This window comes from Lewinella sp. IMCC34183 (genome assembly GCF_003390915.1).
In the GTDB taxonomy this organism is placed as follows: Bacteria; Bacteroidota; Bacteroidia; order Chitinophagales; family Saprospiraceae; genus Neolewinella.
The window spans coordinates 215128-240186 of the sequence record NZ_QMEM01000007.1 but is presented as its reverse complement, the minus strand read 5'-3'; the positions used below and the strand labels follow the sequence as shown (position 1 = coordinate 240186).

Sequence of the window (25059 nt, the reverse complement as noted above, 5' to 3'; positions counted from 1 at the left end):
ACAGTAGAAAATGTTTCTTTTTCGCGGTCATCCGCGTGCCCGGTAGTCCGGCCGGCCGCTACCTACCGTTCCCTCAGGGTTTTGCACCGTATTCTCCCGGATCCACGCCGCTTACCTCCAGCATGTCGAAGGGTTCCCAGCGTGCCTCCGGGGTGAGGGCACGGCGATAGGCGACGTGTACCCTGTGGATATCGGTGTTCATTTGCCGGCAGGTGTCGACCATCAGTTTGTTGTGGCCGCGGATCGTCGCCATGTCCACGTAGCGGTAGGTACGGCTCGTATGGCGGTCGCCGCTCTGGAACATGGCGTCGACCATCAGCGGGTACACGCCCTGCCGCTGGTAATCCTGCGCGATGCCAAAGGCGATGCCCTTGCAATTGCGTGGTTGCTTCTGAAACTTGAGCCGGTAGAGGAATTTGGGCAGCCCCAGCCAGTTCAGTTTCCCGTTGACGCCGCCCAGAAAGCAATTGATGTCGGGGATCAGCCCCGCCAGGCCGATCGGCCGGCCTTCCTTATTGTAGGCGATGCACGTCAGGTGGGAGTCCATGATCGGCTTCATCTGCTGGAAGGTGGGGTAGATGTCGTCGCCGGTCAGTGGCTTGAAGTAGGGCCAGTGGTTGAAGGCGGCATTGTACGCCTCGGCAAAGTCGTCGGCCCCGCGGCGCAGGTCGTTTGCCTGGATCTGCTCGGTGTAGAGGCCGTAGCGCTCGCGTACCCGCGCGGCCAGCTTGCCCAGCCGCTCGCCGGGAAATTCGGCCACCACGCCCCGCATGGTGAGGCACTGCTCGTGGGGCACGTAGCCCCGGTTCTCGAAGAACGCCTGGTAGTAAGGCGGATTATACGTCTCCTGGTAGATCGGCCGGTACCAGCCGCGCACCAGCAGGCCCCAGAATTTGTCGCGCTCCCCGAAGTTGATCGGCCCGTCCACCGCCTGCATGCCCCGCTCACGGAGCCAGTCCTCTGCGGCGGCAAACAACAGGTCGGCCACGGCCCCGTCCGGGATCGACTCGAAGAAACCGATGCCGCCCGCGGGCAGGTCCAGTTGACGGTTACGCTCCTCGTCCACGAAAGCGGCAACGCGACCTACCGGTCGTGTACCGTCCGTGACCACCCACCGGCGCAGGTTATCGCCGGTGTAGGCGCCGTTCTTCTCGCTCAGGATGCCCTCGATGTCGCTGCGTAGCGGATAAACGTACTGGGGATTGCCGGCGTATACGGTATCGAGCACCGCGTGCCACTCCTGCCAGTTGTCGTTTGCTGCTATCCGGTACTCCGCCATGGGCGCAAAGGTAGCAACTAGCGCTCCACGTCCTCCAGCAGGACATCGTCGATCGCCTCGGTCCCCTCCTGGTGGAGCACGGAAATGTCTCCCGTGGTTTCCAACACGACGGCCATGACCTGGCTCATGCGGATGACGTTGGCCTCCCGCAGCTTGGCGATCAGGTCGGACTTGCTTACGTTGGTACGCTTCAGATTCTCGTAGAGGATCTCCGAGCCGTCCATCAGCAGGATCGGATTGTTCTCGGCGAAGTCCTCGAAGGCGTCGCTCTTCAGTTTCAGGCCGGTATAGAGTTGCTGGAAGACGAGAATGGTCGCCAGCGCCACCGCGGCCTTCAGTATGGAGGTCTCCGTGCCCATCACCACGCTCGCCAGGATGGAGCCGATGGCGATGGTGGACGCAAAATCGAAGCTCGACATTTTAGCAAAGGTCCGCAGACCGGCGATGCGGACGTAAATCACGATAATCGTAAAGACCGCGAGTACGGTGACGGCCGTTTTCAGCAGTACGTCCCAGGGCGCGGTAAGCCAGTCTTCCATATATTCTTTTATTAGCTTATCGCGCGGTGGCCGGCTTTGTTCCGCCTATTGTTCCTTCCAGGCCGTATATCCTCCGTCCAGGTTATATACCCGGTCGAAACCGGCCTCCTGCATCTGCGCGCAGGCCTGGCTGCTGCGGCCGCCGACGGCACAGTATACCAGGTAGGTAGCGTCCGGATCGAGGGCCTTCACCTTCGTAGCGAAGGCGGGGTCGCGGAAGTCCAGCTCCACGGCGCCTTCAATCTTTCCCGCGGCCACTTCAGCGGGAGTGCGCACGTCGAGGACGACCACGTCCTCGTCCTGCATCTTCGCGGCGAACTCCTCCGGGGTGAGGTTTTGGTAGGGCGTGGACAGTTCATCGGCGGCGGGCGCGGGTGCGGGGCCGGGTCCGGAAAGGCCGGCCGCGTCGGGTTCGGATCCGCAGGCCAGCAGGCTCAGAAAGAGGAGGGCGGTAAAGCAGTACTTCATCGGTCGTAGGCGTTGATGCCACCGTCGAGGTGGACAAGGTTCTTTAGTCCGGCGTTCTTCATCAGGGTACAGGCGCGTACGCTGCGGCGGCCACTGCGGCAGTAGACCAGGTAGGTTCGTTGGGGATCGAGCGCCTCGATCTCTTCCAGGAAGCCTTCGCCGAGGTAGTTGAGGTTGCGGGCCTCGGGGAGGTGATAATCCGCGAACTCCTGCTCGTTGCGGACGTCGAGGACCGTGCCGGGCGCGGCGGCGGCGCGCAGGCGGTCGAATTCCTCCGGGCCCACGTTGGTCAGCTCCTGCTTGAGCAATTGCCAGCGGGGAATCGGACAGGAAGAGGGAGCGTCTTGCATGGCCAGCGTATTTTGGTGGACGATTGTAAAGATAACGGATGAAAGCAGGGCTTGGGTTGGCAGTGGCGGCGATGATACTTCTGGGGGGCTGCGCGCCGGGCTCCGGGGATGTGCCCCCGTCGGGGGACCGGGGCCCCGCCGTCGAGACCGACGGGGCGGCGGTGCGCATTACCGTTAGCGGCCGCCCCGTACTGGAGTACGCGATGGAGGAGCGGCTGCCGTCCGATACCCTGCCCGGCTACTACCGCCGCAGCGGCTACATCGATTCGGTGTACAGCCCGGAGGGCCACCTGCTCACCGACGCCTTCCCGGCCGGCCATACCCACCACCACGGCATCTTTACGGCCTGGACCAGCGCCACCTTCCGGGGCGAGCACCTTGATTTCTGGAACCAGCACCACGAGACCGGCACCGCGCGCCACGCCGAGCTGCTGGAAATCTACGATTCGGCGGGGGTGGCGGGCTTCCGGGTGCGGCTGGAACAGGTGAGCCTCCAGTACGGTCCGATACTCAGCGAGGACTGGCGCGTACGGGTTTACGATACGGCGGAACCCTACGTCTGGGACCTGCGCACCGCCCAGACCAACGTGACCGGGGATACGCTCTACCTCAACCGGTACGACTACGGCGGCCTCGGCGTCCGCGGCAGCGCCGACTGGAACCAGGTGGACAGCCTGCGCTTCCGGGCCCCGGCCAAGTTTCTCACCAGTGCCGGCGACTTCCGCGCGGCCGCCAACCACACCCGGCCGGAGTGGGTAGCCATGTACGGTGAAACGTCCGGGATCCGCAGCGAGGGCACGGCCGGCCTGGCGGTGTTCCCGCACCCCGAAAACTTCCGCGCGCCGGAGTTCGTGCGCGTACACCCGGATATGCCCTACCTTTCAGTGACCCCGGTGGTGGAGGAAGGCTTTTCCCTTCCGCCGGGGGAGACTTTCGTAGCCCGCTACCGCTTCGTCCTCTTCGACGGCGAACCGGCGGGGATCGACCTGTCGCGCTACGGCTGGTCGGCCTTTCCGCCGCGGTAGGGCGCCACGTACGACCGACCGGCTCCCGGCGTTGTTACCAGAACATATGCACGAACAGAGCATAAGGAGGGTCATTTTTCTCGGCACCGTGGCCATCCTTGGCATCGTCGGCATGCAGAGCTACTGGGTGGCCACTACCTGGAATCTCAACGACACCGAGTTCAGCCAGAAGGCCCAGCTGGCCCTCTACGGCGTGGCGCGGCAGCTGGCCGCCGAGAACAAGGCCGACCTGCCGAAGCGCGATATCGTGCGGCAGCGCAGCAGCAACTACTTCATCGTCAACACCGAGAGCGAGATCGACGCCCAGCGCCTGGAATACCTCATGCAGCAGGAACTGCAGCGGCTGCGCCTCAACATCGACTTCGAGTACGCCATTTTCGACTGCTCAACCAACGAGATGGCCTACGGGGGTTACTGTCATGCCGACACCGAGCAGCTGGCCAACGACGGGCCGGCCGCCGGCAGCTACCTGCCCCCCGACGAGAACCTGCTGTACTACTTCGGCGTCAAGTTCCCCACCCGCATCGGATACATCTGGCAGAAAATGCAGCTGGTGGTATTCCTGACGGTCATCCTGCTGCTCACGGTTGCCTTCTTCGCTTACTCCCTCGTCGTTATCCTGCGGCAGCGGCGGCTGGCCACGATGCAGAAGGAGTTCATCGACAACATGACGCACGAGTTCAAGACGCCGCTGTCGACCATCCGCATCGCGGCCAACGTATTCGCCCGGGACTCCCGCGTCGCCGGCGACGCCCGCCTGTCGCGCTACGCCCGCCTGATCCACGAGCAGTACGAGCGCCTGAACGGGCAGGTGGAGAAAGTCCTGCAGATCGCCAGTATAGAGCAGGGCGACTTCCGCATCCAACGGGAGCGAACCGACCTTCAGGAGCTGCTGCCCCCGCTGCTCAGCAGTATCCGCGCCCGTACCGAGGAGCAAAACGGTCACCTGACCTGGCAACTTCCGGGACGGCCCCTGCCCCTCTTTGCCGATCCTCTGCACCTGACCAACATTCTCTACAACCTGCTCGACAACGCCATCAAGTACGGCGGCCCCGCCCCCCGCATCGCGGTCATCGGGCGCGTGGCGCGGGAGACCCTCCACCTGGCCGTCAGCGACGATGGGCCCGGCATCGCGCCGGAGCACCAGGCCCGCCTGTTCGAGAAGTTCTACCGGGTGCCTACGGGCGACGTGCACGACGTCAAGGGCTTCGGGCTGGGGCTGTACTACGTGCACCAGATCTGCCGCGCCCACAGCTGGGACCTGCGGGTAGAGAGCCGCCCCGGCCGGGGTACGACCCTGCACCTGCGCCTGCCGCTGCACCCCTCACCCGTAACCGCCCCGGTATGATCAGCAAGGCTAGCCTCCTTTACGTGGAAGACGACGAAAGCCTGGGCTTCGTCACCCGGGACAATCTCGAGCAACACGGGTACCGGGTCGACCACCTGAGCAGCGGACAGCGGGCCGCCGAGTGCGTGGAGCGGGGGGAGCTGAACTACGACCTGTGTCTGCTGGACGTGATGCTACCCGGCGTCGACGGCTTCACCCTGGCCCGGCGCATCCGGGAGGTCAACCGCGATGTGCCCATCCTCTTCCTCACCGCCAAGAGCCTCAAGGAGGACCGCCTGCAGGGCCTGCGGCTGGGGGGCGACGACTATATCACCAAGCCCTTCAGCATCGAGGAGCTGATCCTGAAGATCGAGGTGTTCCTGCGCCGCAACCGCATCCGGCCCGCCGGTCCCTCCTTCGACCCGGACCGGCTGGCGGGCTACCGCTTCGAGGCCGCCCAACTCCAGCTCACCCACCTGGAGAGCGGGGAGAGCCGCCGCCTGACGCGCCGGGAGGCCGAACTGTTGCAGCTCCTCAGCCGCAACCGCGAAAAGGTGCTCGAACGGGGCGACATCCTGGAGCAGATCTGGGGGGAGAACGACTACTTTCTGGGCCGTAGCTTGGACGTGTTCGTCAGCCGCCTGCGCAAGTACCTGCGGCAGGACCCCCGGATCAGGATCGAGAACATTCACGGGGTGGGCTTCACGCTTACGGTGGGGGAGTAGGTGGGGTTTTTCACCACGGATTCACGGATTTTGGTCACGGATTTTGCAGCTGGGCTGCGGAAACCGGGGATCAGTAACGCAGTGAATCCGTGCTAATCTGTGAACCCGCGCAGCGATCCGTGACGCCGCAGGCGATCTGTGGTAAAAAAACAATTACGCAAGTTCATCACCCGTTCCGGTACCACATCAAAATTCCCCCGAACAGCGTGATCAGTACCAGGAGCACGGTAGCCATCCGGATGCTGCGCCGCAGGTTATTGCCGAAGGCCCGGATGGCGGCGGCGTGCAGGGGATAGGCGGAAACGACTTCTTCCTCCATGCGCCGTTCGCTGAGGATCTGGGCGGCGGAAAAATCAACGTCGGTACGTACCAGGTCGCGGTAGGCCCGCAGTACCTTAGCCCGGAAGTACAGGTTGACGAACAGCATCGCGAGAAAGAGAACGATGACGATGGTGACGAGCAGTACGAACATAGCCGGGGCGGGGCGGGGGTAGCGGATGGCGGACCGACGCCGGGCGCATCCGCGGTTACTAACGGACAATACGGGGGGGGTAGAAAAAGTTTCCTTCCCGGGGCCGGCCACCGGACAAATATAAATCTTTGCGGGGCGAACTTCGCCCGTGCCTTACGGACTTACATACCCGATACGCCTGAAGCCCATTGACTAGGTTGACCGACTTGACCCTAACCAAATGGTGCTTAGAATTTTGCTTTTACTGTTGGTAGCTGGAGCTTTGGCAGGCGTGCGCGCCCAGGCCCCCGTGTCCCCTATCGAGGTAGACCCCGACTACTCGGCCGAACGGCTGGTGCGGGAGGTCTTTGCCAACGACCGTTGCGAGACGATCTTCAACGTGCGGCAGATCGGTGACAACCCCGACGGCATCGGGTACTTCAGCGGAGCGGAGGAGGCCGTGGGTTTTCAGCGGGGGATCCTGCTGTCTACCGGAAAGGTGAAGGACGCCTCCGGCCCGAACCGGGCCACGAACACCGGGTCCAAGCTTTCGGGCCCTACGCCCGACCCCGACCTCGATCTTGTGGTGGGCGGCCGTATTTTCGACCGCAGTGGTATCGAGTTTGACTTCGTCCCGCTGGAATCACAGATCACCTTCCGCTACGTGTTCGCCTCCGAGGAGTACTGCGAATTCGTGGGGGCCGCCTTTAACGACATCTTCGGTTTCTTCATCAGCGGACCGGGCTTCAACGGCCCCTACAGCAACGGCGCGGTCAACGTGGCCCTGGTACCCGGTACCGGCAAGCCCGTGACGATCAACGACGTCAATTACCGCCGCAACCGCGAATTCTACCTCGACAACGAATCGCCCCAGACCCGGCAGGAAGCCAACTGCGGGGGCGGCACCGAGGAAGGCCCGCGCTTCGAGAGTATCGAATACGACGGGCAGACCGTCATCCTTACCGCTACCCTCCAGGTAGAACCCTGCGCGACCTATCACATCCGCCTGCTGGTGGCCGATGTAAAAGATTCCGACCTGGATTCCGCGGTATTCCTGGAGGCCGGCAGCTTTGACCTGGGATCAAGCGTCAGCCTAGAAAGCGAGGAGGGCGGCGATGCGCCCATCATTGCCTACGAAGGCTGCTCCCCCGCCGTGATGCGGGTCGTCCGCGGCCCTGACAGCGACCCGGAGCGCGATCAGGTGATCACCTACCGCGTAGCGGCCGACTCGGAGGCTTCCGACAGCCTCGACTTCTCGGCCGGGACGGGATCGGTAACCATTCCCGCCGGCGCCGCCTTCGCGGAAGTGCCGATCCGCGCTTTCGTGGATACCCTCAGCGAGGGCGACGAGCGCGCCTGGATCCTGCTGGACGTACCCTGTGCCTGCTTCACCGATAGCGTGGAAGTCATCATCCGGGAGGTCGATACCCTCTCGCTCGGCCTCGGCGATCCCTTCCTGTACTGCCCCGCCGAGGGCACGGTACTCACGGCCGACGTCACCGGTGGCGTACCGCCCTACAGTTACCGCTGGAGTTTTGGCAGCACGGAGGCGCGGCCGGAGTTTCGGGGAGCCTTGCCGGACACGATCGGCCTGCAGGTTACCGATGCCTGCGGTGCCACGCTGGCGCGTACGGCCGCCACCCAGGCCAGCGCCCCGCCCACCCTCCGGCTCCCCGCGGCGGACCTGGTCGCCTGCTGGGGCGAGACCCTGGCCATCCCGACCGAGCTTACCGGCGTCGGGCCGTTCACCCTCACCTACCGGGTCAACGGCGGACCCCGGGAAGTCGTGGAGCTCAGCGATAGCTCAGCCACGTGGAGCGACTCCCGTAGCGGCACCTACCAGGTGATCAACGTGCGCGACCGGGCCTGTGCCTCCGAGGTCAATCAACTGACCGAGCTGAACCTCTACAAGCCGGCGGTGACCGTGGATTTTACCGACCCCGGCTGTAACGGCTTTTCCGACGGGAGCCTCTCGATCGACCACCTGCCGACGCGGGGGCCCTACCAATACCAGATCGACGACCGGTTACTCGACGGGCCGGGAACCGACGACCTGCCCGCCGGATCCTACTTGATCACGGTGACGGATGCCATCGGCTGTCAGGACTCCACGCGGATGGAGCTGTTCGATCCCCCGGCGCTGCGCCCCGTCACCTATTCCTGTAAAGACCTGCGGCAGCAGCCGCTGCGCCTCACCGCGGCCGGCGGACAGGCCCCGTATACCTACAGCGTGGACGGGGAGAACTTCCTGGAGGATATCTGGTCGACGCTCCGCGACGGCGATACCTACTCGCTCACCACCCGCGACGCCGCGGGCTGTGAACAGCAGCAGCCCCAGTTTTACTTCCCCGCCGCCAACCGGCAGTGGGTGCGCCTTAACAATTTCTACAACCAGAAAGTGGGCGGCAGCGTAAAGGTATCCCCGCTCTACTTCCTGCCGCCCCAGCAGATCGCCAGTTACCGCTGGTCGCCCGAGGAATTGTTCGACTGCGCCACCTGCCCCGACCCTACGGTCACGGCCCCCTACACCGAGAACCTGACGCTCGAGATCCGGGATATTTTCGGGTGTGTGGACAGCGTCGGTACCATGATCGCCGTAGACGGCAGTTCCCCCCTCTTCGTACCCAATGCCTTCAGCCCCGACGGCGACGGGGCCAACGACAACATGTCGATCTACGCCAACCCTGACCTGGTATCCGAGATCGTGACCTTCCAAATTTTTACGCGCTGGGGCGAGTTGGTGTATTCGGAGAATGACTTTCCACCCAACAGTGCACGGCGCGGCTGGGACGGGTACAAGCAGGGGCGAATCGCCAACAGCGGCGCGTACCTGTGGGCGGTCACGTACCGATTGTACGACGGCGAAACGGTCCAGGAGACCGGCACGACTATTCTGCTGCGTCGCTGAGGTATTCCAGTTCTACGCTGAGGGCGGGCCGCAGGTAGCGGCGTGCCACCCGGTTGAGATCCTCCACCGTCAGGCTGAGGTAGCGCTCCAGTTCCGTATTGATCAGGTCGGGCTGACCGAGCAGGGCAAAGAGGACCAGCTCGTTGGCGCGGCTGCCGATGTTGGCCTCGCGGTAGTGGTTGCGTTGTTCCAGGCGGTTGACCACCTTATCCAGCTCCTCCTGGGAGATGCCCCGCTCCACCATCTCCGCGATGGCGGCGTGGAGGGCACTGCGTGCGGTGGCGTAGTCTACGTCTTCGCTCGGCCGGGCCTCGACGAGAATCCCGCCGGCCTCCAGGTTGTCGTTGATGCCGGCGCCGACCTCGGCAAAGAGCTCGGTGTCGCGCACCAGCCGACGGTACAGCAGGGAAGAACGGCCGCCCCCGAGCAGAAAGCTCAGAATGTCGGTAGCCGGAAAATCCGGGTGCAGCCGGTCCACGGTGCGGTAATGGAGGTAGATCACCGGACTGGGCACCTCGCCGGTCACGCGGAGGTGGCGGGCGGCCTCCTGCGGCGGCTCGGGCGCGATGGCCGGCCGTGGGAGGGTAGTATCCGAAGGAGGGATGCTGCCGAACCAGTGCGCGATACTGTCGCGGATGGTCGCCGGGTCGAAGCGGCCGGCGATACAGAGGATCGCATTGTCGGGACGGTAGTAGCGATAGTAGAAGTCCTTCACCTCGTCCAGCTTGGCGCCGCGGATGTGGCTGATGTCCTGTCCGATCACCGGCCAGCGGTAGGGGTGCTCGCGGTAGATGAGGCCGTTGAGGTGGTGGTAGAGGTCGCCGTAGGGTTGCTCCAGGCAGGTCTCGCGGAACTCCTCGATCACGACCCGCTTCTCGTTCGCCAGGCTGCGCTCGCTGAAGCGCAGCTTGCGCATGCGGTCGCTTTCCAGCCAGAGGGCGGTCTCGAGGTTCTCCGCGGGCAGGGTATCGTAGTAGAGGGTGTAGTCGCTGCTGGTGACGGCGTTGTTCTCCCCGCCGGCCAGCTGGAGGGCGTCGTCGAAGTTGGGTACGTTCTCGGAGCCGGCAAACATGAGGTGCTCGAAGAGGTGAGCGAAGCCGGTACGGTGGGGCGGATCGTTGCGGCTGCCGACCTTGTAGAGGACGTTAACGGTGGCTACCGTACGCTGGGGGTCGTGGTGCAGCAGGACGGTGAGGCCGTTGCCGAGGGTGTAACTTTCAAAGTCGATCATACGCCAAAAAGAAACCGCGCCGCATCAGGATAGTTGCCATGCCCTACGTCCGCGCGCTCTACGGCCTGTTCCTGCTCTTCGCCGCGTGCGGACCCCCCGCCGTACAGCCCTACCCGTACCCCCTGGATGCCGCCGAGCTGCGGGGCAACGACGGCTGGCGGCTCAGCATCCACGGCGACGGCAGCGGCTCCCTGCGCCACCGGCAGTTTCCTCTCCACCACCTCGACTACCCGCCGCGCACCTTCGACCTGCGCGCCCTGGCCCGGGCCGCCGCCCACTGCGACCGCGATACCGCCACCGGCTTCTCCCTGGCGTACTACTCCGCCCGCAGCGACCGGGAGTGGCAGTGTGCCTGCGGTGATACCATGCTGCTCAACGCCGCCATGACCACGGCCATCGACCGGATGCAGCTGGCGGTTGACGATGCGGTCAGCGAGCGCTCCTGCCGCATGCTGCGCCGGGCCTGGCTGGTGAGCAACTGAGCCCCGTTACCAGTCCAGGCCGTAGCGGGCCTTGAGCTCCTGTACCTGCTGGTAGCGGATGTCGGTTTCGAGCAGGTACGACCGCAGCCCGTCACGAAATTCCCGGAAGCGCACCCGGTGGTCGTACAGAAATTGCAGTAGTCGGGTGACACTTTTCCGGGAGGCGGCCACGTCAAATTCCAGCACCCGCTCCGGTTCGGAGAGGTACAGGTGGAGGTAGTAGGGGTTGACGCGGTTGCGGGCATACGGGGACCCGGGGCCGGGGAGCGTCTGGTAGTCGAGGTGCAGCTGGACCAGGGTGTCGTAGGCGAAAAGCGGAGCCGGCTCCTTGCCCTCCTGAACAGTGATACCCCGGGCATCGAAGGTTACGGTACCGATACGGCCCCCGCGGTATCCGGGCACGTGGGGAAGTGAGGTGCGCGACAGGGCGTACAGCAGATCGTGCAGCGGATTGACGTAGGCGTCGCCCCGCAGGAAGCCCAGCAGGCGGACCTCCAAGAGGGGGGAACGCTCAGGCAGGTCGTACCGGATGCACGACCGATCGATCAGCCTGAAAGTATGCACGGTCGCCGCAGGTCTTGCCATACCCGAAAATACTGCTTTCGCCGTGCGGTGCCGCCCTGTTTTCCAGGCGTCCGATCACTACCATTCTACGTCGTACTTCGCCTTGAACTCCTGTACCTGGCGGTAGGAAAGGTTGACGTCCATCCGGAAGGAGCGCATGTCATGGGTGAATTCCCGAAACTTCACGCGGCGTGCGTAAAGAAAATCGAGCAATTCCACGAAGCGCACGCGGCTTGTCTTGAGTGGAAGCCCGAATGATTCGTCGCCGGCGGTGAAGGTCAGCTGCATGAGGTAGGTTCCGTACTGGAAACCAAATTGGGCGGGCTCACCGGTGAAGGTGGGCGCGTAGCTGAGGATCAGGGTCTGCAGCGACGCGTACGGGTAGGTTCGCTCCGTTGCGTTGGGGAAGCTTACCGACAGTCCGGTATCGGCGAATTGCACCCGCCGGAGTCCAGGTTCCTGCTCGGCGGTCTTTTCCGGCCGCGAGGAGCGGGACAGGGCGTAAAGCAGGTCGTGAAAGGGGTTGACGTAGGCATCGCCGCGCAGGAAACCGAACAACCGTACCTCGAGCAGGGGGTTGCGGACCGGCGCGAAGTGTACCATCCGCGACGCGTCGAATTCAGTGAAAACCAGCTCTGTGTCGTTCATCCGCTATGCCTTGCACCCGCGCGCCGCGCCGCAGACGAATGTAACGCGAAAAAGTCGGTTCGCTCCGAAGCACAGGGGGCCTGCGGGCATCCCCCGGACCTGGTCCCGACTCCCGCTAGTTCAACCGCCAGAAGTAGGGCGTGAACAGTACCAGTACCGTGAACAGCTCCAGGCGCCCTACGATCATCATGAAGCTCAGGAACAGCTTGACGGGGTCGGACAGCCAGGCGAAGTTATCCACCGGTCCCACGCCGCCGATGCCCGGCCCCACGTTGCCCAGGCTGGTGGCCATGGCCCCGATGGCGGTCAGGAAATCGAGCCCCAGCACGCTCAGCACGAAGGAGCCGAACACGAACAGGATGAGGTAGAGCAGCAGGAAATTGAAGATGTGGGTAATGATGCGCCCCGGTACGATCTGCCCGTTGAGCCGCAGCGGGATAATGGCCTGGGGGTGCACGATGCGACCGAACTCCAGGTAGCTGTTCTTGAGGAAGACCAGGTTGCGGATGATCTTGATGCCCCCCGAGGTGGAGCCGGCGCAGGCCCCCAGGAAGAGCAGGACGAAACAGAGCATGGTGAGGCTGGGCGCCCAGCTGGTGTAGTCGGCCGTCACGAAGCCCGTGGTCGTGACTAAACTCACAGTCTGGAAGACGCTGTCACGGAAACTCTCCTCCAGCGGCAGGCCGGTCAGGTACCAGACGCGCCCGGTGAGAAACAGGCTTACCGCTATGATCAGGCCGACGTAAGCCTTCAACTCGTCGCTCAGCCACACCTCCGACCACCGCCGCTTGAGGCTCAGGTAGAGCACGGTATAGTTCACGCCCGCCAGGAACATGAAGATCACGAGCAGGTACTGGATGGCCGGCGAGAACGCCGCCGCGCTCGCGTTGCGCGTGCTGAAGCCCCCGGTGGCCATGGTCGTCATGGCGTGGTTGATCGCCTCGTAGGGGGTCAGGCCGAAGACGACCAGCAGCACGCCCAGGAGCACCGTGAGGCCCACGTAGATCAGCCAGAGCCGCTTGGCCGTCTCGCTGATGCGGGGATGAAGCTTGTCGGAGGTGGGCCCCGGTGCCTCGGCCGCGAAGAGCTCGATGCCGCCGATGCCCAGCAGGGGGAAGATGGCCACCGTCAGTACGATGATGCCCATACCCCCGATCCACTGGGTGAGGCTGCGCCAGTACAGGAGGCCGCGCGGCTGCACCTCGATGTCGGTGAGGGTAGAAGCCCCGGTGGTGGTCATGCCGGACACCGTCTCGAAGAGGGCGTCCGGCACGCTCGGCAGCATGCCGCTGTAGAGGTAGGGCAGCATGCCGAAGGTCACCATGGCCGTCCAGCTGAGGGCGACGATCAGGTACCCCTCCCGCTTACGGATCGTAAGGTCCGTGCGGTCGGGCATGTCCGGCGTGCGGGCCCGCGGCACGAACCAGAACAGGGCGGCCACCACCACGGTAGTCAGGCCGGCGTAGGCCAGCGGCAGGGGCGATTCGTCGTAGTAGAGGCTGAAGGGGATGCCGGTCCACATGAGCACGCCGATGATGAGCAGCAGGACGCTGATGACGCGCAGGATGGGCCGGAAATTGATCAGGGTACGCGTCATGGGCTAGCGGAATAGTTCTTCGAGCCGCCGGATGGCCTGCGGCTTGGCGAAGACGATCACGCGGTCGTCGAGCTGCAACTGCGACGAGCCGTTGGGGATGATCGTCTCCTCCCCGCGGATGATGCCGCCGATGAGGGCGGTGTCCGGGAAGTGTAGGTCGCGCAGGGGCTTGCGCGTGAGCTGGTTGCTCTTCCGGATCACGAATTCGATCACTTCGGCGTCCACGCCCTGCAGGCTCGTGATCGCCTCCACGTTGCCCTTGCGCACGTAGCGGAAGATGTCGTTGGCGGCGAGCAGTTTCTTGTTGATGAGGGTGTCCACGCCGATATTCTGGCTGATGTGGACGTACTCCTTGTTCTCCACCTGCGCGATGGTCTTGTACACGCCGTGGTTGTGGGCGGTGAGGCAGGCGATGATGTTGGTCTCGCTGTTTTCGGTCAGGGCCATGAAGGCGTCCATGCGCGAGAGCCCTTCCTCCTCCAGGAGGTCGAAGTTGGTGTAGTCTCCCTTGATGACCAGCACGTTGTCGAGTATCTCGGTGATGAGCTTGCAGCGTTCCTTGTCGTTCTCGACGATCGTGACCTGGTAGTGCTTCTGCAGGCGGCGGGCGGTGGCGATGGCCAGGTCCGTGCCGCCCATGATCATGGCGTTGGTCACCTTGACGGGCTGCTTGCCCACGAATTTCTCCACCTTGCTCGTGTGCTCGGGGCGCGTGATGAAGTAGATGTGGTCGTTGCGCTTCAGCTCGGTCTGCCCGCGGGGAATCAGCGTCTGGTGCCCGCGCAGGATGGCGATGAGCTGCAGCTGGTCGCGCTCGCTGAGGCCTTCGATCTCGCTGAGTTTGGCGCCGACCAGGGGCGAGTTGCTGTCGAGGGTGATGCCGACCAGGGAAAGCTTTCCGTCCTCGAACTCGTAGATATCGGTGAAGGAGCACTTCTTGACCAGCCGCTCGATCTCGAGGGCGGCCAGCTGCCGGGGGCTGATGAGCTGGTCGATGCCGAGGGAGCAGACGGTCTGCTGGTTTTCGCTTTCCAGGTACTCCTCGTTATCGACGCGGGCGATCACGCGGCCGGCGCCCATCTTCTTGGCCAGGATAGCCGTCATCATGTTGGTCTGTTCGCTCGTGGTCACGGCCAGCACCAGGTCGGCGCTGCCCGCGCGGGCGCTGGCTAGGGTGGCGAGGCTGGTAGCGTCCCCCCGCACCGTCAGCACGTCCAGGTGGGAACCGGCGTAGTCCAGCACGTCCTGGTCGTTGTCGATCAGGACGATATTCTGGTTCTCGGTGACCAGCAGTTCGGCCAGGTGAAAGCCTACGTCGCCGGCACCGGCAATTACTATATTCATCTTGTGCTTGGGGTTAAGCGCCCGTAAAGGTCGGCATTCCGGGCAGATTGCCACCGGTCGCGCCGCGCGGGTGCAGAGAGCTGTAACAACCGACGGGCCCGATAGGTGTAGTGGCGGGTATCCACACGCGATTACCGTACGGCTTTTGGGGTCGCCTGGTTCAGCCGGTACACAAAGCTGAGGACCACCTGCCGGGCCTGTCGCCACTGGAAGTCGGAGGTCGAGCGGTAGTTCGCCTGATCGACGATGGTGCGTTGTACGCGGGTATTGAAGAGGTCGCGACCGCTCAGCGTCAGGGTTCCCTTGCCGTCGAGCACGTCGTGACTGGCCCCCACGTCGAGGGCGTAGGTGGCGAGTTCCCGGCCCTGGGTCGTATTCTGGGGGGCGTTGTAGTCGAAGGTGATCTGGGCCTGCAGCCGATCGGTCACGTCCACGACGTTGTTGAGCCGCCCGTTCCAGCTGGTGATGTCGGCGCTGTAGTCGGTGCCTTCGTAGCTGCCCGACAGCTTGGCGGTGTAGACGTTGAGGTCGGTGGTGAGCCGCCACCAGTCCAGCAGTTCGTAGTTCACGTTGAGCTCCACGCCGTAGGCATTGCGGGTACCGAGGTTGACGGGGTACTGGATGGTGGTACCGTCGTCGGACGGCAGGATGAGCCGCTGGATCACGCCGGTGGTGTAGCGGTAGTAGAGGCTGGCCAGCACCGAGCCGCGGCTCAGGTAGCGGAGCAGCCCGGCCTCGTAGGAGTCGGTATACTCGGGGCGCAGGGTCGGGTTGCCCACAGAGTTGTTGCGCGGGTTGTTGAAGTTGGAGAAAGGCAGCAGCAGGCGGAAGTAGGGCCGGCTGAGGCGGCGGCTGTAGCTCAGCTGGAGCTGGTCCACCTCGCTGACCTGGTAGCTGACCGAGGCACTGGGAAAGAGGTTGAAGTAGTACTGTTCGTTATTCACGCCCGACTTCAGCAGGGCGGCGCGCACGTCGGAGAGCTCCCCGCGCAGGCCCAGCTGTACTCCGATGGCTCCCCACTCGCCGCTGCCGATCAGGTAGGCCGCCCCGATGTTCTCGGTGTAGTTCAGTTCGTCGTCGAAGGCGGGCAGGACGGCGAATTCCCCGCCCAATCCCTGCTCCTCCACGCTGAAGGCGTTGCGCACGGTGCGGAAGGTGGAGCGCAGTCCGCCCTCCAGCTTGAGGCTGTCGCGGAAGGGGTGGACGTAGTCGGTCTGCAGCAGCAGGTTGGTTTCGTATTCGGTATTGCTGGCCCGTTGCAGCAGGGGGTCGGACCGGTCGGTGCTGCGCTGGGTGATGTCGGAGAGTTCGAGGTCGTCGTCGAGGATGTACTGGGCGTCGACCGTCCAGACATGCTCCTCGTTGTCGGCGAAGGTCCGCTTGTAGGCCAGGGAGGCTTCGAGGTTCTCGTTGCCCGATTCCTCCTCGGTATCCCGCACGGTGGTGGCCAGCCGTTCGCCGTCGGCGGCGTAGTCGCGGTAGGTGACGAGGGCCGTATTGTTGTCGCTGGAGCGGCGGTAGAGCAGGGAGCCGGTGAGCTGGTTGCGGTCGTTGATGAACCAGTCGGTCCCGAGCTGGAAGTTGCCGCCGATGCCGCCGCGGTTCTGGTCGGTTTCGCTGTCGTAGCGGGCGCGCAGGCTGCCGTCGGGGTTAAAGAAGCGCTGCTCGCTGCTGCCGCCGCCGGGCGAGCGCTGGTAGCTGAGCCCGAAATTGGAAAATAAGTTGAAGCGGTTGCGGCGGTAGTTGAGGCTGTAGCTGGCACCGAAGTTCTCGGGGTAGCCCACGGTGGCCCCGAAGGAGCCATTGATGCCCCGCTGCTTGTCCTTCTTCAGGATGATGTTGATGATACCGGCCTCCCCCTCCGCCTCGTAGCGGGCCGAGGGGTTGGTGATCACCTCCACGCTTTCGATGATATCGCCCTGCATGCGGCGCATCGCGTCGAGGTCGCCGGAGTTGAGCATGGCCGAGGGCTTGCCGTCGACCAGGATACGCACCCCGTTGCTGCCGCGCAGGCTGATATTACCCTCGGGGTCGACGTTGACGGAGGGCACGTTGTTGAGGATGTCGGCGGCCGTGTTGCCGGCGCCGGTGAGGTCCTTGCCGACGTTGAAGACGCGCTTGTCGAGCTTCATGACCAGCTGGCTGCGCTCGGTGGTCACCTCCACGGTCTCCAGGGCCACCCCGCTCTGGCCCATGCGCAGGGTACCCAGGTCGACCGGGCCGCCGCCCGCCGCTACGTTCACGTCGGGAACGGTGAGGTTGTCGTAGCCGAGAAACTGTACGACCAGGTAGTAGGCCCCCGGGGGCATGTTGAGGGTGAAGGAGCCGTCATCGGCGGTGGTGGCGTTGGCGACTATGGTGCTGTCGGTCGCGCCGTAGGCCACCGCCGTGGCAAAGCCGAGCGGTTCGCCGGTAGCGTCCTGGAGCAGCACCCCGGTCAGGGGGAGGCGCTCCTGCTGACCGAAGAGGGCCAGGGGAAGCAGAAAACCGGCGATGAGCAGCGCTCGGGACATGGGGCGGGGATTTCTCGTCTAACGCGAACACATCCAGAAGGTTACCGCCTGGCACCTGCGTTCACCGAACAAAAAACCGGATTCGGCCTTCCCCCGTATACCACGATGGAGAAAAAGACCAAGATTCTCAACGACCCCGTATACGGCTTCGTCAGCATTCCCTACGGTATCCTGTTCGACCTGGTGGAGCATCCCTTCTTCCAGCGCCTGCGCAACATCAAGCAGGTCAGCCTGACGCACTACGTCTATCCCGGGGCCCTGCACACCCGCTTCCACCACGCCCTCGGTGCCCTTCACCTCATGCAGCAGGCCGTGACGAGCCTGCGCGCCAAGGGGGTCGACATCGCGCCGGAGGAGGCCGAGGCGGTCATGATCGCTATTTTGCTGCACGATATCGGCCACGGCCCCTTCTCGCATACGCTGGAGCATACGCTGATCGGGGTCACCCACGAGGACCTGAGCCTGCTCTTCATGGAGCGGCTCAACGACGAATTCCGGGGCAAGCTTTCGCTCGCGATCGAGGTGTTCATCGGCCGCTACCCCAAGCACTATCTCCACCAGCTGGTGAGCGGGCAACTGGACATGGACCGCCTCGACTACCTCAACCGCGACAGCTACTTCACCGGGGTGGCGGAGGGCGTGATCGGCTACGACCGCATCATCAAGATGCTCAACGTGGTCGACGACCGCCTCGTCGTCGAGCAGAAGGGCATCTACAGCGTCGAGCGTTTCCTGACCAGCCGGCGCATCATGTACTGGCAGGTCTACCTCCACAAGACGGTAGTGGCGGCCGAGCAGATGCTGCGCCTGACCCTGCGCCGCGCCCGCGAACTGGCCGAGCGCGGACAGCCCCCCTGGGCCCCGCCCGCCCTGGAGTACTTCCTCAACCACGCGGTGGGCGCCGCCGACTTCCGCGCCCGCCGCAACGAGCTGCTGGATTGCTTCGCCGCTCTCGACGATACCGACGTGAGCGCCGCGGTCAAGACGTGGCAGCGCCACCCGGATCCGCTGCTCTCCTACCTCAGCTACGGCCTCGTCAACCGCCGCCTGTTCCGCCTGGAATTCAGCAACGACCCCTTCGATCCCGACTACGTAGAGACAATCCGGCGCACCATCCGGGAGAGCGACGCCTTTCCCGCCCACGCCGCCGGGCACCTGGTGATCCAGGGACAGGAAACCAACAGCGCCTACACCCTTACCAAGGAAGAGATCATGGTGGCCACCAAGCAGCAGGGGGTGGTCCCCATGTCGAGCATCAGCGACTTCGGGATCGCGCCGCGGTCGTATACGAAGTTCTTCCTGTGCTACCCGAAAGAGGTGGGGGGTGGTAGCTAGTAGCTAGTAGCATGTAGCGGGTGGCGTGTAGGGCGGGGCTAATGCCACGCAGCCCTACCAGCTACATGCTACCCGCTACGATTGCTACATGCTACGATTGCAGCCGGTCCATCAGGTTATATCCTTCCGACAGCCGCGCCAGCGTCTCCTCCTGCCCCACGGCCTCGAGGATGGCGAAGGCGTCCGGTCCGTTGACGGTACCGCTGACGGCCAGGCGCAGGATGGGCAGTACCTGACCGAAGCCCAGGTCGTTGGCCTTCATGAAGGCGACGGTGGTTTCCTTGATCCGCGGGGCGGTCCAGGGGTCGACGCCGGCGAGTTCCTTGCGGAGGGCTTCGAAGCGGGGGCGCTGGTCGGGCTTCCACTTTTTGCGGGCCATCTTCTCGTCGGTGATGCCCACGCGGGTGACGAAGTAGAGTCCCTGCTCGTAAAATTCCGGCAGCGTATGCACGCGCTCCTTCAGTAGTCCGGCGATGGTGGTGGCCTGTTCGGTACTGATCGGATGGTGGTGGTCGGCGAACACCTGGCCGACGCGGTCGCCGAGCCGCTCGTCGTCGGCGGCGATCAGGTACTGCTGGTTGTACCAGCGGGCCTTCTCGAAGTCGTACTGTGCCCCAGATTTGTTGATCCGCTCCAGGTCGAACGCCTCCACGAGTTCGCGCAGGGTGAACATCTCCTGCTCGGTGCCGGGGTTCCAGCCGAGGAAGGCCAGGAAGTTGACGGTGGCGGCGGGCAGGAAGCCGGCCTCGCGAAAGCCGCTGAGCGTCTCGTCGCCGGAGGTCCAGTCGAGGGGGAAGACCGGGAAGCCGAGCTGCTGCCCGTCGCGCTTGCTCAGTTTACCCTTGCCGTTGGGCTTCAGCAGCAGCGGCAGGTGCGCGAAGGCGGGCATCGATTTCTCCCAGCCGAAGGCGCGGTACAGCAGCACGTGCAGGGCCGTACTCGGCAGCCATTCCTCCCCGCGGATGACGTGGGTGATCTCCATCAGGTGATCGTCGACCACGTTGGCCAGGTGGTAGGTGGGCAGGCCGTCGGCCTTCATGAGCACCTTGTCGTCGACCTCCTCGCTGCGGAAGGCCACGTCGCCGCGGACGAGGTCCTGGACGTGGACCATCTGCCCCGGCTCCACCCGCAGCCGCACCACGTAAGGTGTGCCGGCGTCGAGCAGCGCGTCCGTCTCCTCCCGGGTCAGCACCAGGCTGTTGCGCATGCCGGTGCGGGTGGCGGCGTCGTAGCGGAAGCTGTGGTTGCCGGCCGCTTTTTCTTCCTCGCGGCGGGCGTCCAGCTCTTCTTCGGTATCGAAGGCGTAATAGGCGTGGCCCCCGTCGAGCAGGTGCTGGGTATAGCGGGCGTAGATCTCCCGCCGCTCGCTCTGCCGGTAGGGGCCGAAGTCGCCGCCGAGTCCGGGGCCCTCGTCGGGTCGGATGCCCGACCATTCGAGCGATTCGAGGATGTAGTCCTCGGCGCCGGGGACGAAGCGCTTCTGGTCCGTATCCTCGATGCGCAGCACGAAGGTGCCCCCGGACTTCCGGGCAAACAGGTAGTTATAGAGGGCCGTGCGCAGTCCGCCGATGTGGAGGGCGCCGGTAGGGGAGGGAGCGAAGCGTACGCGTACGTCAGCCATAACATTGTGTTTACTTTACCCGCTGAGGTTAAAATTTTATTACGTAAGCAGCCAAAGACGCCACTGAAACGTTTAAAAGTCAAATCGCCCCGGCAGGCGGATGATTCCCCGGCAAAGGTAGTTAAACCTACGCCCGCCGCAAGGACACTCACCCCCGAATTCATTCGCGTCATCCGGGCCTCCTATACCCTGGTTTTGTCTTTCGTTTTCGCTACTTCGTTATATTCCTCCCAATCCTCCTATTTACCATGTACCTGATCAAGACACCAAGGGTAATTCAGCGGCTTTTTCCCACCTTTCACTGGCGGGTAGATCAGCCCGGCGATTCTCCTACTCTCTACCTTACCTTCGACGACGGGCCGATCCCCCAGGTAACCCCGTGGGTACTGGAGCAGCTTGCCAAATATGATGCTAAGGCCACCTTTTTCTGTGTAGGCAACAACGTGCGCCGCCACCCCGAGGTACTGCGGCAGACGCTGGACGCCGGTCACGTGGTCGGGAACCACACCACCCATCACCTCGATGGCTGGAAGACCGATAACGTCCCCTACTTCCACGACGTGCGCCACTGCGCCGTCCAACTCAAGACCACCCTCTTCCGCCCCCCCTACGGCCGGCTCAAGCCCAGCCAGGTGCAGTTCCTGCAGCGGCACTACGAGATAGTAATGTGGGACGTGCTCAGCGGCGATTTCGATCCCGAGCTCACCCCGGAAGACTGCTACGACAACGTAGTGGACAACGCCGGCCCCGGCAGCATCGTCGTGCTCCACGACAGCCTGAAGTCCGAGGAGAACCTGCGCAACATCCTGCCCCGCCTCCTGGAGCACTACAGTGCCCTCGGATATTCCTTCGCAAGCCTCACCCCCGAGCTGCTGCTCGACCGGCAGTCCGCCGCCGACGCCCAGCTGCGTACTGCCTAAGGGTTCCCCACCCGGTCCAGGCCCGCCTTGGCCATCATGTGCAGCCCGATCCGGTATTCCGCCGGAGCGATCTCCAGGCACGTACGGAAGTAGCGCGCCGCCGCCGCGGGGTTGCCGCGGTCTTCCTCCAGCAAACCCGCCTGCAGGGCGGCATTGCACGCGTAGTAGGCCGGATTATCCCGCCCCATACTTATGGTACGCTCATAGAACGATAAGGCGCCCGTAGCGTCACCGAGCCCGTCCAGCACCCGCCCCGTCCGGTAGCGGTGCTCCAGCTGCTCCTCGACGGGCAGTGCCCGTACGTCCATCCCGTCCAGTTCCGCCCGCGCCCGCGTGAAGTAGCCGCCGTCGAACAGCAGGCGCGCGCGCAGCAGGTGCAGGTTGGGTGCCGTGGACTGGGCCGCTTCGAGGGCCGCGCTCTCGTCGCCCCCGGCCCGGCTGCCCCCGTCGATTTGTGCCATCGTGCGGTGGTACTCCCGCGGCCGGCCCTCCAGGAGGTACGACCAGGCGATCTTCTGCAGCGCTTCCTCGCGGTAGTGGCGGCCCGGGTAGCGCAGCAAGAACGACTGGAAGTGGATGCGGGCCTTGGGATTGAGGTTGCGCAGTTTGGCCTGCCCGAGCAGAAAGTCGAGGTAGGGAAAGTCGGCCTCGGTACCGCCCCGGTTCTGCTTTTCGAGCAGCTGCAGGGCCTCCTCGTTCTTGTCGTTGCGCATGGCCAGCGTGGCCCGCACGAAGGCGTGGAGGTTGTTGGTCTCGGGGTGCAGGGGCAGGGTACGCACGTAGCGGTAGGCGCGTTCGGGTTCGTCGGCTAGGTGCTGCTCGAAGAAGGCGTAGAGCACCTGCGTTTCCAGCCGGAAGGGACTATCGGTGTCCCGCAGCGCCCGCTGCAGCTCCCGCCGCCCCTGGGCGATGGTGCCCGTGAGGGAGGTGAACAGCTCCACGCCCCACTTCACCTGCGGCGGTATGGATCCCACGGCGGCGTGCACCAGCCCGAGGTCCTTGTAGGTAGGCAGAAAGCCCGGGAAGCGTTCTACGTTGTCGCGCAGGTGCTTGTAGGCCCGGTTCAGGTTGCGGAAGGCGGCCAGGTGGCGCTCGAAGCGCAGGTCGATGAGGCTGCGGTGCAGGCGCACCTCCGCCAGCGCGTACTGGTAGTAGGGTGATCCGGTATCCCCCTGCTCCAGGCGGGCGATGCGGCGGTCGTAGCGTTCCAGCAGGGGGCCGTCCAGCTGCTCGTCGCCGGAGAGGTAGAGGCGGAAGAAGTCCACGTAGCTCTCCAGGTGCTCGGCCGCCAGGTTGCGCGGCTCGGTGCCGCGCAGCTGCCGGATGCCCGCCTCGGCCAGGTCCAGCTCCAGGCGCATCGCGTCGGCGTAGATCGCCCGCGCTTCCGCATTGAAGGCGTAGTAATATTCCGCGGCGGAGAGGGTGAAGGCCCCGTGCAGCAATAGCAACAGAAGGGTGTTACGCATAGCGCGCGAAGATACCGTCTATTCGCTCCGCGAGCTTGCGGTCGCGGTCGGTCACCGTATTGCCGGCGTCGTGGCTGTTGAGCTTGATCTGCACGGTGTCGTATACGTTCGACCAGTCGGGGTGGTGGTCCATCTTCTCCGCGGCGAAGGCCACCTCGGTCATGAAGGCGAAGGCCCGCCGGAAGTTTTCAAATTTGAATTCGTGGTGCAGGGCGTTGTCTCGTTCGGTCCAGGGCATGGGGCAGGGCGTTGGGGTTGAGTCATTGGTACCGGGGCCAACCGGAATTGTTCGCCGACCCGCCGGCCCCGGCACCTGCGTCCGCGCCGCGGCTAGCTGTTGCGCAGGGCCTCGATGAGCTCCTCCTTGCTCATCTTGGAGCGGCCTTCGATACCTACCTTTTTGGCCTGCTCGTACAGCTCATCCTTGGTGCGGTCTTCGTAGTTCTCGGCTTCTCCGCCCTTCTTGCCCGCGTCGGGGGTATTGGCGATACGGGCAGCTTTATGTTTGCTCATTCCCTCGTCGCGGAGGGCTTCGTACTGCTCGTCGTTCTTGACGCTGGGTCGGTCCTTGGCCATGGCTTTTATTGGGAAAAACCGGAATCCCGGGGGCCGTGTTTGGGCGCGGACGCGGGTGCGGGGGATTTTTCCGCCTCCGAGCGGACGTGGTTCAGTACCCGCGCGTGGATGGCGTGCACGATGGCGTTGCTCCACCACCGCCAGTAGAAGGCGGGGCGCAGGTCGTGGTAGTACCAAGTAGTGCCCTCCAGCAGGGTGGTACCGTCTTCCCGGGCGGTGAGGCGAAATTCCCCGCGGCGCGAGACGAAGAAGTCGTGCAGGTGGGGGGCATCCACGTCCCAGAAGCTGATCTCCCGCAGCGGTACGGGCTGCTGCCGCACGTCGAACGCCAGCCGGTGCGGCGGATCCCAGACCGTGACCGGCTCCACAAAACTGCCGGTATTGAAGTTGCAGTGGCGCACGGCCCCCACGCCCGTGCCGGCGATGGTCGCGTCGATGGGGTACGCGATGCCCAGCCGGAACAGCCACTCGTCGGGCTCCGGCAGGGGAGAAAAGGCAACGACCTCCCGCCAGACCCGCTCCGGCGGTGCGGCTACCACCACCCGGGTGGTCACGGGCTCCGCGGGGGGCGGACTGCCCCGTTCGGCCGAAGAAAGCAGGGGGATAGCCACCAGCAGCACCCCTACGGTGAGGAGCGAGCCGCCACGGTGGCGATCTGCGGCAGCGTGCCCGGCCACGGCCCCCAGCCAGGTGAAGAGTACCGCCAGCGGGGCCGCCATGGCTATGCAGATGAGCCCCTCCACGGCAAACAGGACAAGCCCCGCGGTAAAGAGGCCCAGGGCCAGGAAGGCCGTGACGGTGGCTTCGACCCGCGTCGCCGTCCGCCCGTAGCCGTTCACCACCGCCGCCAGGAAGCCGATGAGCAGGGGCGTCAGGGCAAAGAGGGCCAGGCCGTAACTACCGAGCCCGTAGATACCCCAGGCCGTGAGAGCGCCCGCTACGGGCAGGGTGGTCAGGATCGCTACGGCGCGTCGGGCCAGGGCGTCAGCGGGCAGAGCTAGTGGCATACGGCGAATCGGTAGTAGTAGGACGATGATCGACCGCAAGAAGGTACTCCGGGGCCGGATTATTTCTTGCCGCCCCCGCCGATCGTTGCCGCCCGCCCGTACAGCTCACGGGCCGTGACGGGACGGCCGTGGCGCCGGCAGAAGTTGGCGTAGAGCCGGAGCGTTCCCGGTGCCGGACTGGCCCGGAGGGAGGCTTCGAAGAACTCGGTGGCGCGGTCGGCCCGGTCCGGCAGCGTCTCGTCGACGGCGGCCAGCAGGGCCAGCAGCAGGAAGTCCCGCGCCCGCACCGCAAGACGGATCCGGAGTATCGGGCGGCGGTCGCGGAGCATTTCCCACTGGGCGAGCAAGGCGTCGACTTCGGCTTCCACGAGTTCCGCGTCGAGGCTCGCCGCCGCCGCCCGGAGGCGCCCCGCCGCGAAGTGGGCCGCCGCCGCCCGCCGGCGCGCGTGCCCCGGAAGGCTGCGGTGGAATACGTCCGCTACTTCTTCGGCGGGGGAGCGAATCTGGGGAGTCGTGCCGATGGAGACAGCACGACCGAGGGTACCGTTGACGGGGTCACGGGGCGAAGCGTACATGTGGTGTGGGTGTATCGTTCAATAGTGCGGCACCGCTGCCGGTGAGCGGAATAGCCTATGCTAAAATACGATTTAAATCAAATCGCACAACAGTATGCTTGCGTAGAG

24 protein-coding genes are annotated in these 25059 nt (G+C 64.5%); 7 read left to right on the top strand and 17 right to left on the bottom strand.

The window, feature by feature from the left end:
- Window positions 1–73: 73 nt before the first annotated feature.
- From DQG19_RS15895 to DQG19_RS15880, 4 genes are read right to left on the bottom strand one after another with little or no spacing between them, the layout of a single operon-like run.
- Window positions 74–1279 (bottom strand): hypothetical protein, encoded by a 1206-nt coding sequence (locus DQG19_RS15895; protein ID WP_116127270.1) that lies wholly within the window; start codon window positions 1277–1279, stop codon window positions 74–76.
- Window positions 1280–1296: 17 nt separating this feature from the next.
- Window positions 1297–1818, bottom strand: a complete 522-nt coding sequence (locus DQG19_RS15890) for a DUF421 domain-containing protein (RefSeq protein ID WP_116127269.1) — start codon at window positions 1816–1818, stop codon at window positions 1297–1299.
- A 45-nt stretch (window positions 1819–1863) separates the two neighbouring features.
- Window positions 1864–2286 carry a rhodanese-like domain-containing protein gene (locus DQG19_RS15885; RefSeq protein ID WP_116127268.1) on the bottom strand — a complete coding sequence of 141 codons (423 nt, stop codon included), beginning with the start codon at window positions 2284–2286 and terminating at the stop codon, window positions 1864–1866.
- A complete protein-coding gene (locus DQG19_RS15880) occupies window positions 2283–2636 on the bottom strand; it encodes a rhodanese-like domain-containing protein (protein WP_116127267.1) in 354 nt (117 codons plus the stop codon). The genes DQG19_RS15885 and DQG19_RS15880 overlap by 4 nt, the downstream gene beginning before the upstream one ends.
- Window positions 2637–2674: 38 nt before the next feature.
- Between DQG19_RS15880 and DQG19_RS15875 the strand changes: the two genes are divergently transcribed.
- From DQG19_RS15875 to DQG19_RS15865, 3 genes are read left to right on the top strand one after another with little or no spacing between them, the layout of a single operon-like run.
- Window positions 2675–3661: a PmoA family protein gene (locus DQG19_RS15875; RefSeq protein ID WP_116127266.1), complete on the top strand. Its 987-nt coding sequence runs from the start codon at window positions 2675–2677 to the stop codon at window positions 3659–3661.
- 46 nt (window positions 3662–3707) lie between these two features.
- The gene (locus DQG19_RS15870; protein WP_116127265.1) at window positions 3708–5009 is read left to right on the top strand and encodes a sensor histidine kinase; all 1302 of its coding nucleotides are present in this window, start codon (window positions 3708–3710) and stop codon (window positions 5007–5009) included.
- A complete protein-coding gene (locus DQG19_RS15865; protein ID WP_116127264.1) occupies window positions 5006–5713 on the top strand; it encodes a response regulator transcription factor in 708 nt (235 codons plus the stop codon). The genes DQG19_RS15870 and DQG19_RS15865 overlap by 4 nt, the downstream gene beginning before the upstream one ends.
- Window positions 5714–5879: 166 nt before the next feature.
- On the opposite strand, the gene DQG19_RS15860 is transcribed toward DQG19_RS15865, so the two are convergent.
- Complete coding sequence (locus DQG19_RS15860; RefSeq protein WP_232826538.1) at window positions 5880–6254, bottom strand: hypothetical protein; 375 nt, start codon at window positions 6252–6254, stop codon at window positions 5880–5882.
- Between the two features lie 220 nt (window positions 6255–6474).
- Here DQG19_RS15860 and DQG19_RS15855 point away from each other — a divergent pair, with 220 nt between their 5' ends.
- Window positions 6475–9072 carry a choice-of-anchor L domain-containing protein gene (locus DQG19_RS15855; RefSeq protein ID WP_157974549.1) on the top strand — a complete coding sequence of 866 codons (2598 nt, stop codon included), beginning with the start codon at window positions 6475–6477 and terminating at the stop codon, window positions 9070–9072.
- Here DQG19_RS15855 and DQG19_RS15850 read toward each other — a convergent pair.
- Entirely contained in the window at window positions 9053–10303 is a 1251-nt protein-coding gene (locus DQG19_RS15850; RefSeq protein WP_116127262.1) for a M16 family metallopeptidase, read from the bottom strand. The genes DQG19_RS15855 and DQG19_RS15850 overlap by 20 nt on opposite strands.
- A gap of 38 nt (window positions 10304–10341) precedes the next feature.
- Between DQG19_RS15850 and DQG19_RS15845 the strand changes: the two genes are divergently transcribed.
- On the top strand, window positions 10342–10785 hold the full coding sequence (locus tag DQG19_RS15845; protein ID WP_116127261.1) for a hypothetical protein: 444 nt from the start codon (window positions 10342–10344) through the stop codon (window positions 10783–10785).
- A 6-nt stretch (window positions 10786–10791) separates the two neighbouring features.
- Here the strand turns inward: DQG19_RS15845 and DQG19_RS15840 are convergent, their stop codons facing one another.
- The 5 genes from DQG19_RS15840 to DQG19_RS15820 all read right to left on the bottom strand — a co-directional run bounded on the left by DQG19_RS15840 (window position 10792) and on the right by DQG19_RS15820 (window position 17451).
- Window positions 10792–11370 (bottom strand): hypothetical protein, encoded by a 579-nt coding sequence (locus DQG19_RS15840; RefSeq protein ID WP_157974548.1) that lies wholly within the window; start codon window positions 11368–11370, stop codon window positions 10792–10794.
- A gap of 57 nt (window positions 11371–11427) precedes the next feature.
- Complete coding sequence (locus tag DQG19_RS15835) at window positions 11428–11997, bottom strand: hypothetical protein (RefSeq protein WP_116127259.1); 570 nt, start codon at window positions 11995–11997, stop codon at window positions 11428–11430.
- A gap of 115 nt (window positions 11998–12112) precedes the next feature.
- Window positions 12113–13582, bottom strand: coding sequence for a TrkH family potassium uptake protein (locus DQG19_RS15830; RefSeq protein ID WP_116127330.1), 1470 nt, complete (start codon window positions 13580–13582; stop codon window positions 12113–12115).
- 15 nt (window positions 13583–13597) lie between these two features.
- Window positions 13598–14938 (bottom strand): Trk system potassium transporter TrkA, encoded by a 1341-nt coding sequence (gene trkA, locus DQG19_RS15825; RefSeq protein WP_116127258.1) that lies wholly within the window; start codon window positions 14936–14938, stop codon window positions 13598–13600.
- A 131-nt stretch (window positions 14939–15069) separates the two neighbouring features.
- Window positions 15070–17451, bottom strand: a complete 2382-nt coding sequence (locus DQG19_RS15820) for a TonB-dependent receptor (protein ID WP_116127257.1) — start codon at window positions 17449–17451, stop codon at window positions 15070–15072.
- Window positions 17452–17556: 105 nt separating this feature from the next.
- Here DQG19_RS15820 and DQG19_RS15815 point away from each other — a divergent pair, with 105 nt between their 5' ends.
- Complete coding sequence (locus DQG19_RS15815) at window positions 17557–18786, top strand: HD domain-containing protein (RefSeq protein WP_116127256.1); 1230 nt, start codon at window positions 17557–17559, stop codon at window positions 18784–18786.
- A 91-nt stretch (window positions 18787–18877) separates the two neighbouring features.
- Here DQG19_RS15815 and gltX read toward each other — a convergent pair whose 3' ends face one another.
- Window positions 18878–20407: a glutamate--tRNA ligase gene (gene gltX, locus DQG19_RS15810; RefSeq protein WP_116127255.1), complete on the bottom strand. Its 1530-nt coding sequence runs from the start codon at window positions 20405–20407 to the stop codon at window positions 18878–18880.
- 248 nt (window positions 20408–20655) lie between these two features.
- Between gltX and DQG19_RS15805 the strand changes: the two genes are divergently transcribed.
- A complete protein-coding gene (locus DQG19_RS15805) occupies window positions 20656–21327 on the top strand; it encodes a polysaccharide deacetylase family protein (protein ID WP_116127254.1) in 672 nt (223 codons plus the stop codon).
- Here DQG19_RS15805 and DQG19_RS15800 read toward each other — a convergent pair.
- From DQG19_RS15800 to DQG19_RS15780, 5 genes are all read right to left on the bottom strand, one after another.
- Window positions 21324–22793, bottom strand: a complete 1470-nt coding sequence (locus DQG19_RS15800) for a tetratricopeptide repeat protein (protein WP_116127253.1) — start codon at window positions 22791–22793, stop codon at window positions 21324–21326. The two genes, DQG19_RS15805 and DQG19_RS15800, sit on opposite strands and share 4 nt — an antisense overlap.
- Window positions 22786–23031: a 4a-hydroxytetrahydrobiopterin dehydratase gene (locus tag DQG19_RS15795; RefSeq protein WP_116127252.1), complete on the bottom strand. Its 246-nt coding sequence runs from the start codon at window positions 23029–23031 to the stop codon at window positions 22786–22788. Before DQG19_RS15795 ends, DQG19_RS15800 begins: the two co-directional genes overlap by 8 nt.
- A gap of 92 nt (window positions 23032–23123) precedes the next feature.
- Complete coding sequence (locus DQG19_RS15790; RefSeq protein WP_116127251.1) at window positions 23124–23369, bottom strand: Rho termination factor N-terminal domain-containing protein; 246 nt, start codon at window positions 23367–23369, stop codon at window positions 23124–23126.
- Between the two features lie 5 nt (window positions 23370–23374).
- The gene (locus tag DQG19_RS15785; protein WP_116127250.1) at window positions 23375–24376 is read right to left on the bottom strand and encodes an SRPBCC family protein; all 1002 of its coding nucleotides are present in this window, start codon (window positions 24374–24376) and stop codon (window positions 23375–23377) included.
- Window positions 24377–24435: 59 nt separating this feature from the next.
- Window positions 24436–24951 (bottom strand): hypothetical protein, encoded by a 516-nt coding sequence (locus DQG19_RS15780; protein WP_116127249.1) that lies wholly within the window; start codon window positions 24949–24951, stop codon window positions 24436–24438.
- Window positions 24952–25059: the final 108 nt, after the last annotated feature.

What these genes read in the sequence shown, in the direction of transcription:
- gltX (WP_116127255.1), bottom strand. Translation starts at nt 20,407, where the DNA reads ATGGCTGACGTACGCGTACGCTTCGCTCCCTCCCCTACCGGCGCCCTC.
- DQG19_RS15865 (WP_116127264.1), top strand. Translation starts at nt 5,006, where the DNA reads ATGATCAGCAAGGCTAGCCTCCTTTACGTGGAAGACGACGAAAGCCTG.
- DQG19_RS15870 (WP_116127265.1), top strand. Translation starts at nt 3,708, where the DNA reads ATGCACGAACAGAGCATAAGGAGGGTCATTTTTCTCGGCACCGTGGCC.
- DQG19_RS15850 (WP_116127262.1), bottom strand. Translation starts at nt 10,303, where the DNA reads ATGATCGACTTTGAAAGTTACACCCTCGGCAACGGCCTCACCGTCCTG.
- DQG19_RS15895 (WP_116127270.1), bottom strand. Translation starts at nt 1,279, where the DNA reads ATGGCGGAGTACCGGATAGCAGCAAACGACAACTGGCAGGAGTGGCAC.
- DQG19_RS15790 (WP_116127251.1), bottom strand. Translation starts at nt 23,369, where the DNA reads ATGGCCAAGGACCGACCCAGCGTCAAGAACGACGAGCAGTACGAAGCC.
- DQG19_RS15890 (WP_116127269.1), bottom strand. Translation starts at nt 1,818, where the DNA reads ATGGAAGACTGGCTTACCGCGCCCTGGGACGTACTGCTGAAAACGGCC.
- DQG19_RS15820 (WP_116127257.1), bottom strand. Translation starts at nt 17,451, where the DNA reads ATGTCCCGAGCGCTGCTCATCGCCGGTTTTCTGCTTCCCCTGGCCCTC.
- DQG19_RS15795 (WP_116127252.1), bottom strand. Translation starts at nt 23,031, where the DNA reads ATGCCCTGGACCGAACGAGACAACGCCCTGCACCACGAATTCAAATTT.
- DQG19_RS15885 (WP_116127268.1), bottom strand. Translation starts at nt 2,286, where the DNA reads ATGAAGTACTGCTTTACCGCCCTCCTCTTTCTGAGCCTGCTGGCCTGC.
- DQG19_RS15845 (WP_116127261.1), top strand. Translation starts at nt 10,342, where the DNA reads ATGCCCTACGTCCGCGCGCTCTACGGCCTGTTCCTGCTCTTCGCCGCG.
- DQG19_RS15800 (WP_116127253.1), bottom strand. Translation starts at nt 22,793, where the DNA reads ATGCGTAACACCCTTCTGTTGCTATTGCTGCACGGGGCCTTCACCCTC.
- DQG19_RS15840 (WP_157974548.1), bottom strand. Translation starts at nt 11,370, where the DNA reads ATGGCAAGACCTGCGGCGACCGTGCATACTTTCAGGCTGATCGATCGG.
- DQG19_RS15785 (WP_116127250.1), bottom strand. Translation starts at nt 24,376, where the DNA reads ATGCCACTAGCTCTGCCCGCTGACGCCCTGGCCCGACGCGCCGTAGCG.
- DQG19_RS15780 (WP_116127249.1), bottom strand. Translation starts at nt 24,951, where the DNA reads ATGTACGCTTCGCCCCGTGACCCCGTCAACGGTACCCTCGGTCGTGCT.
- DQG19_RS15875 (WP_116127266.1), top strand. Translation starts at nt 2,675, where the DNA reads ATGAAAGCAGGGCTTGGGTTGGCAGTGGCGGCGATGATACTTCTGGGG.
- trkA (WP_116127258.1), bottom strand. Translation starts at nt 14,938, where the DNA reads ATGAATATAGTAATTGCCGGTGCCGGCGACGTAGGCTTTCACCTGGCC.
- DQG19_RS15880 (WP_116127267.1), bottom strand. Translation starts at nt 2,636, where the DNA reads ATGCAAGACGCTCCCTCTTCCTGTCCGATTCCCCGCTGGCAATTGCTC.
- DQG19_RS15835 (WP_116127259.1), bottom strand. Translation starts at nt 11,997, where the DNA reads ATGAACGACACAGAGCTGGTTTTCACTGAATTCGACGCGTCGCGGATG.
- DQG19_RS15815 (WP_116127256.1), top strand. Translation starts at nt 17,557, where the DNA reads ATGGAGAAAAAGACCAAGATTCTCAACGACCCCGTATACGGCTTCGTC.
- DQG19_RS15805 (WP_116127254.1), top strand. Translation starts at nt 20,656, where the DNA reads ATGTACCTGATCAAGACACCAAGGGTAATTCAGCGGCTTTTTCCCACC.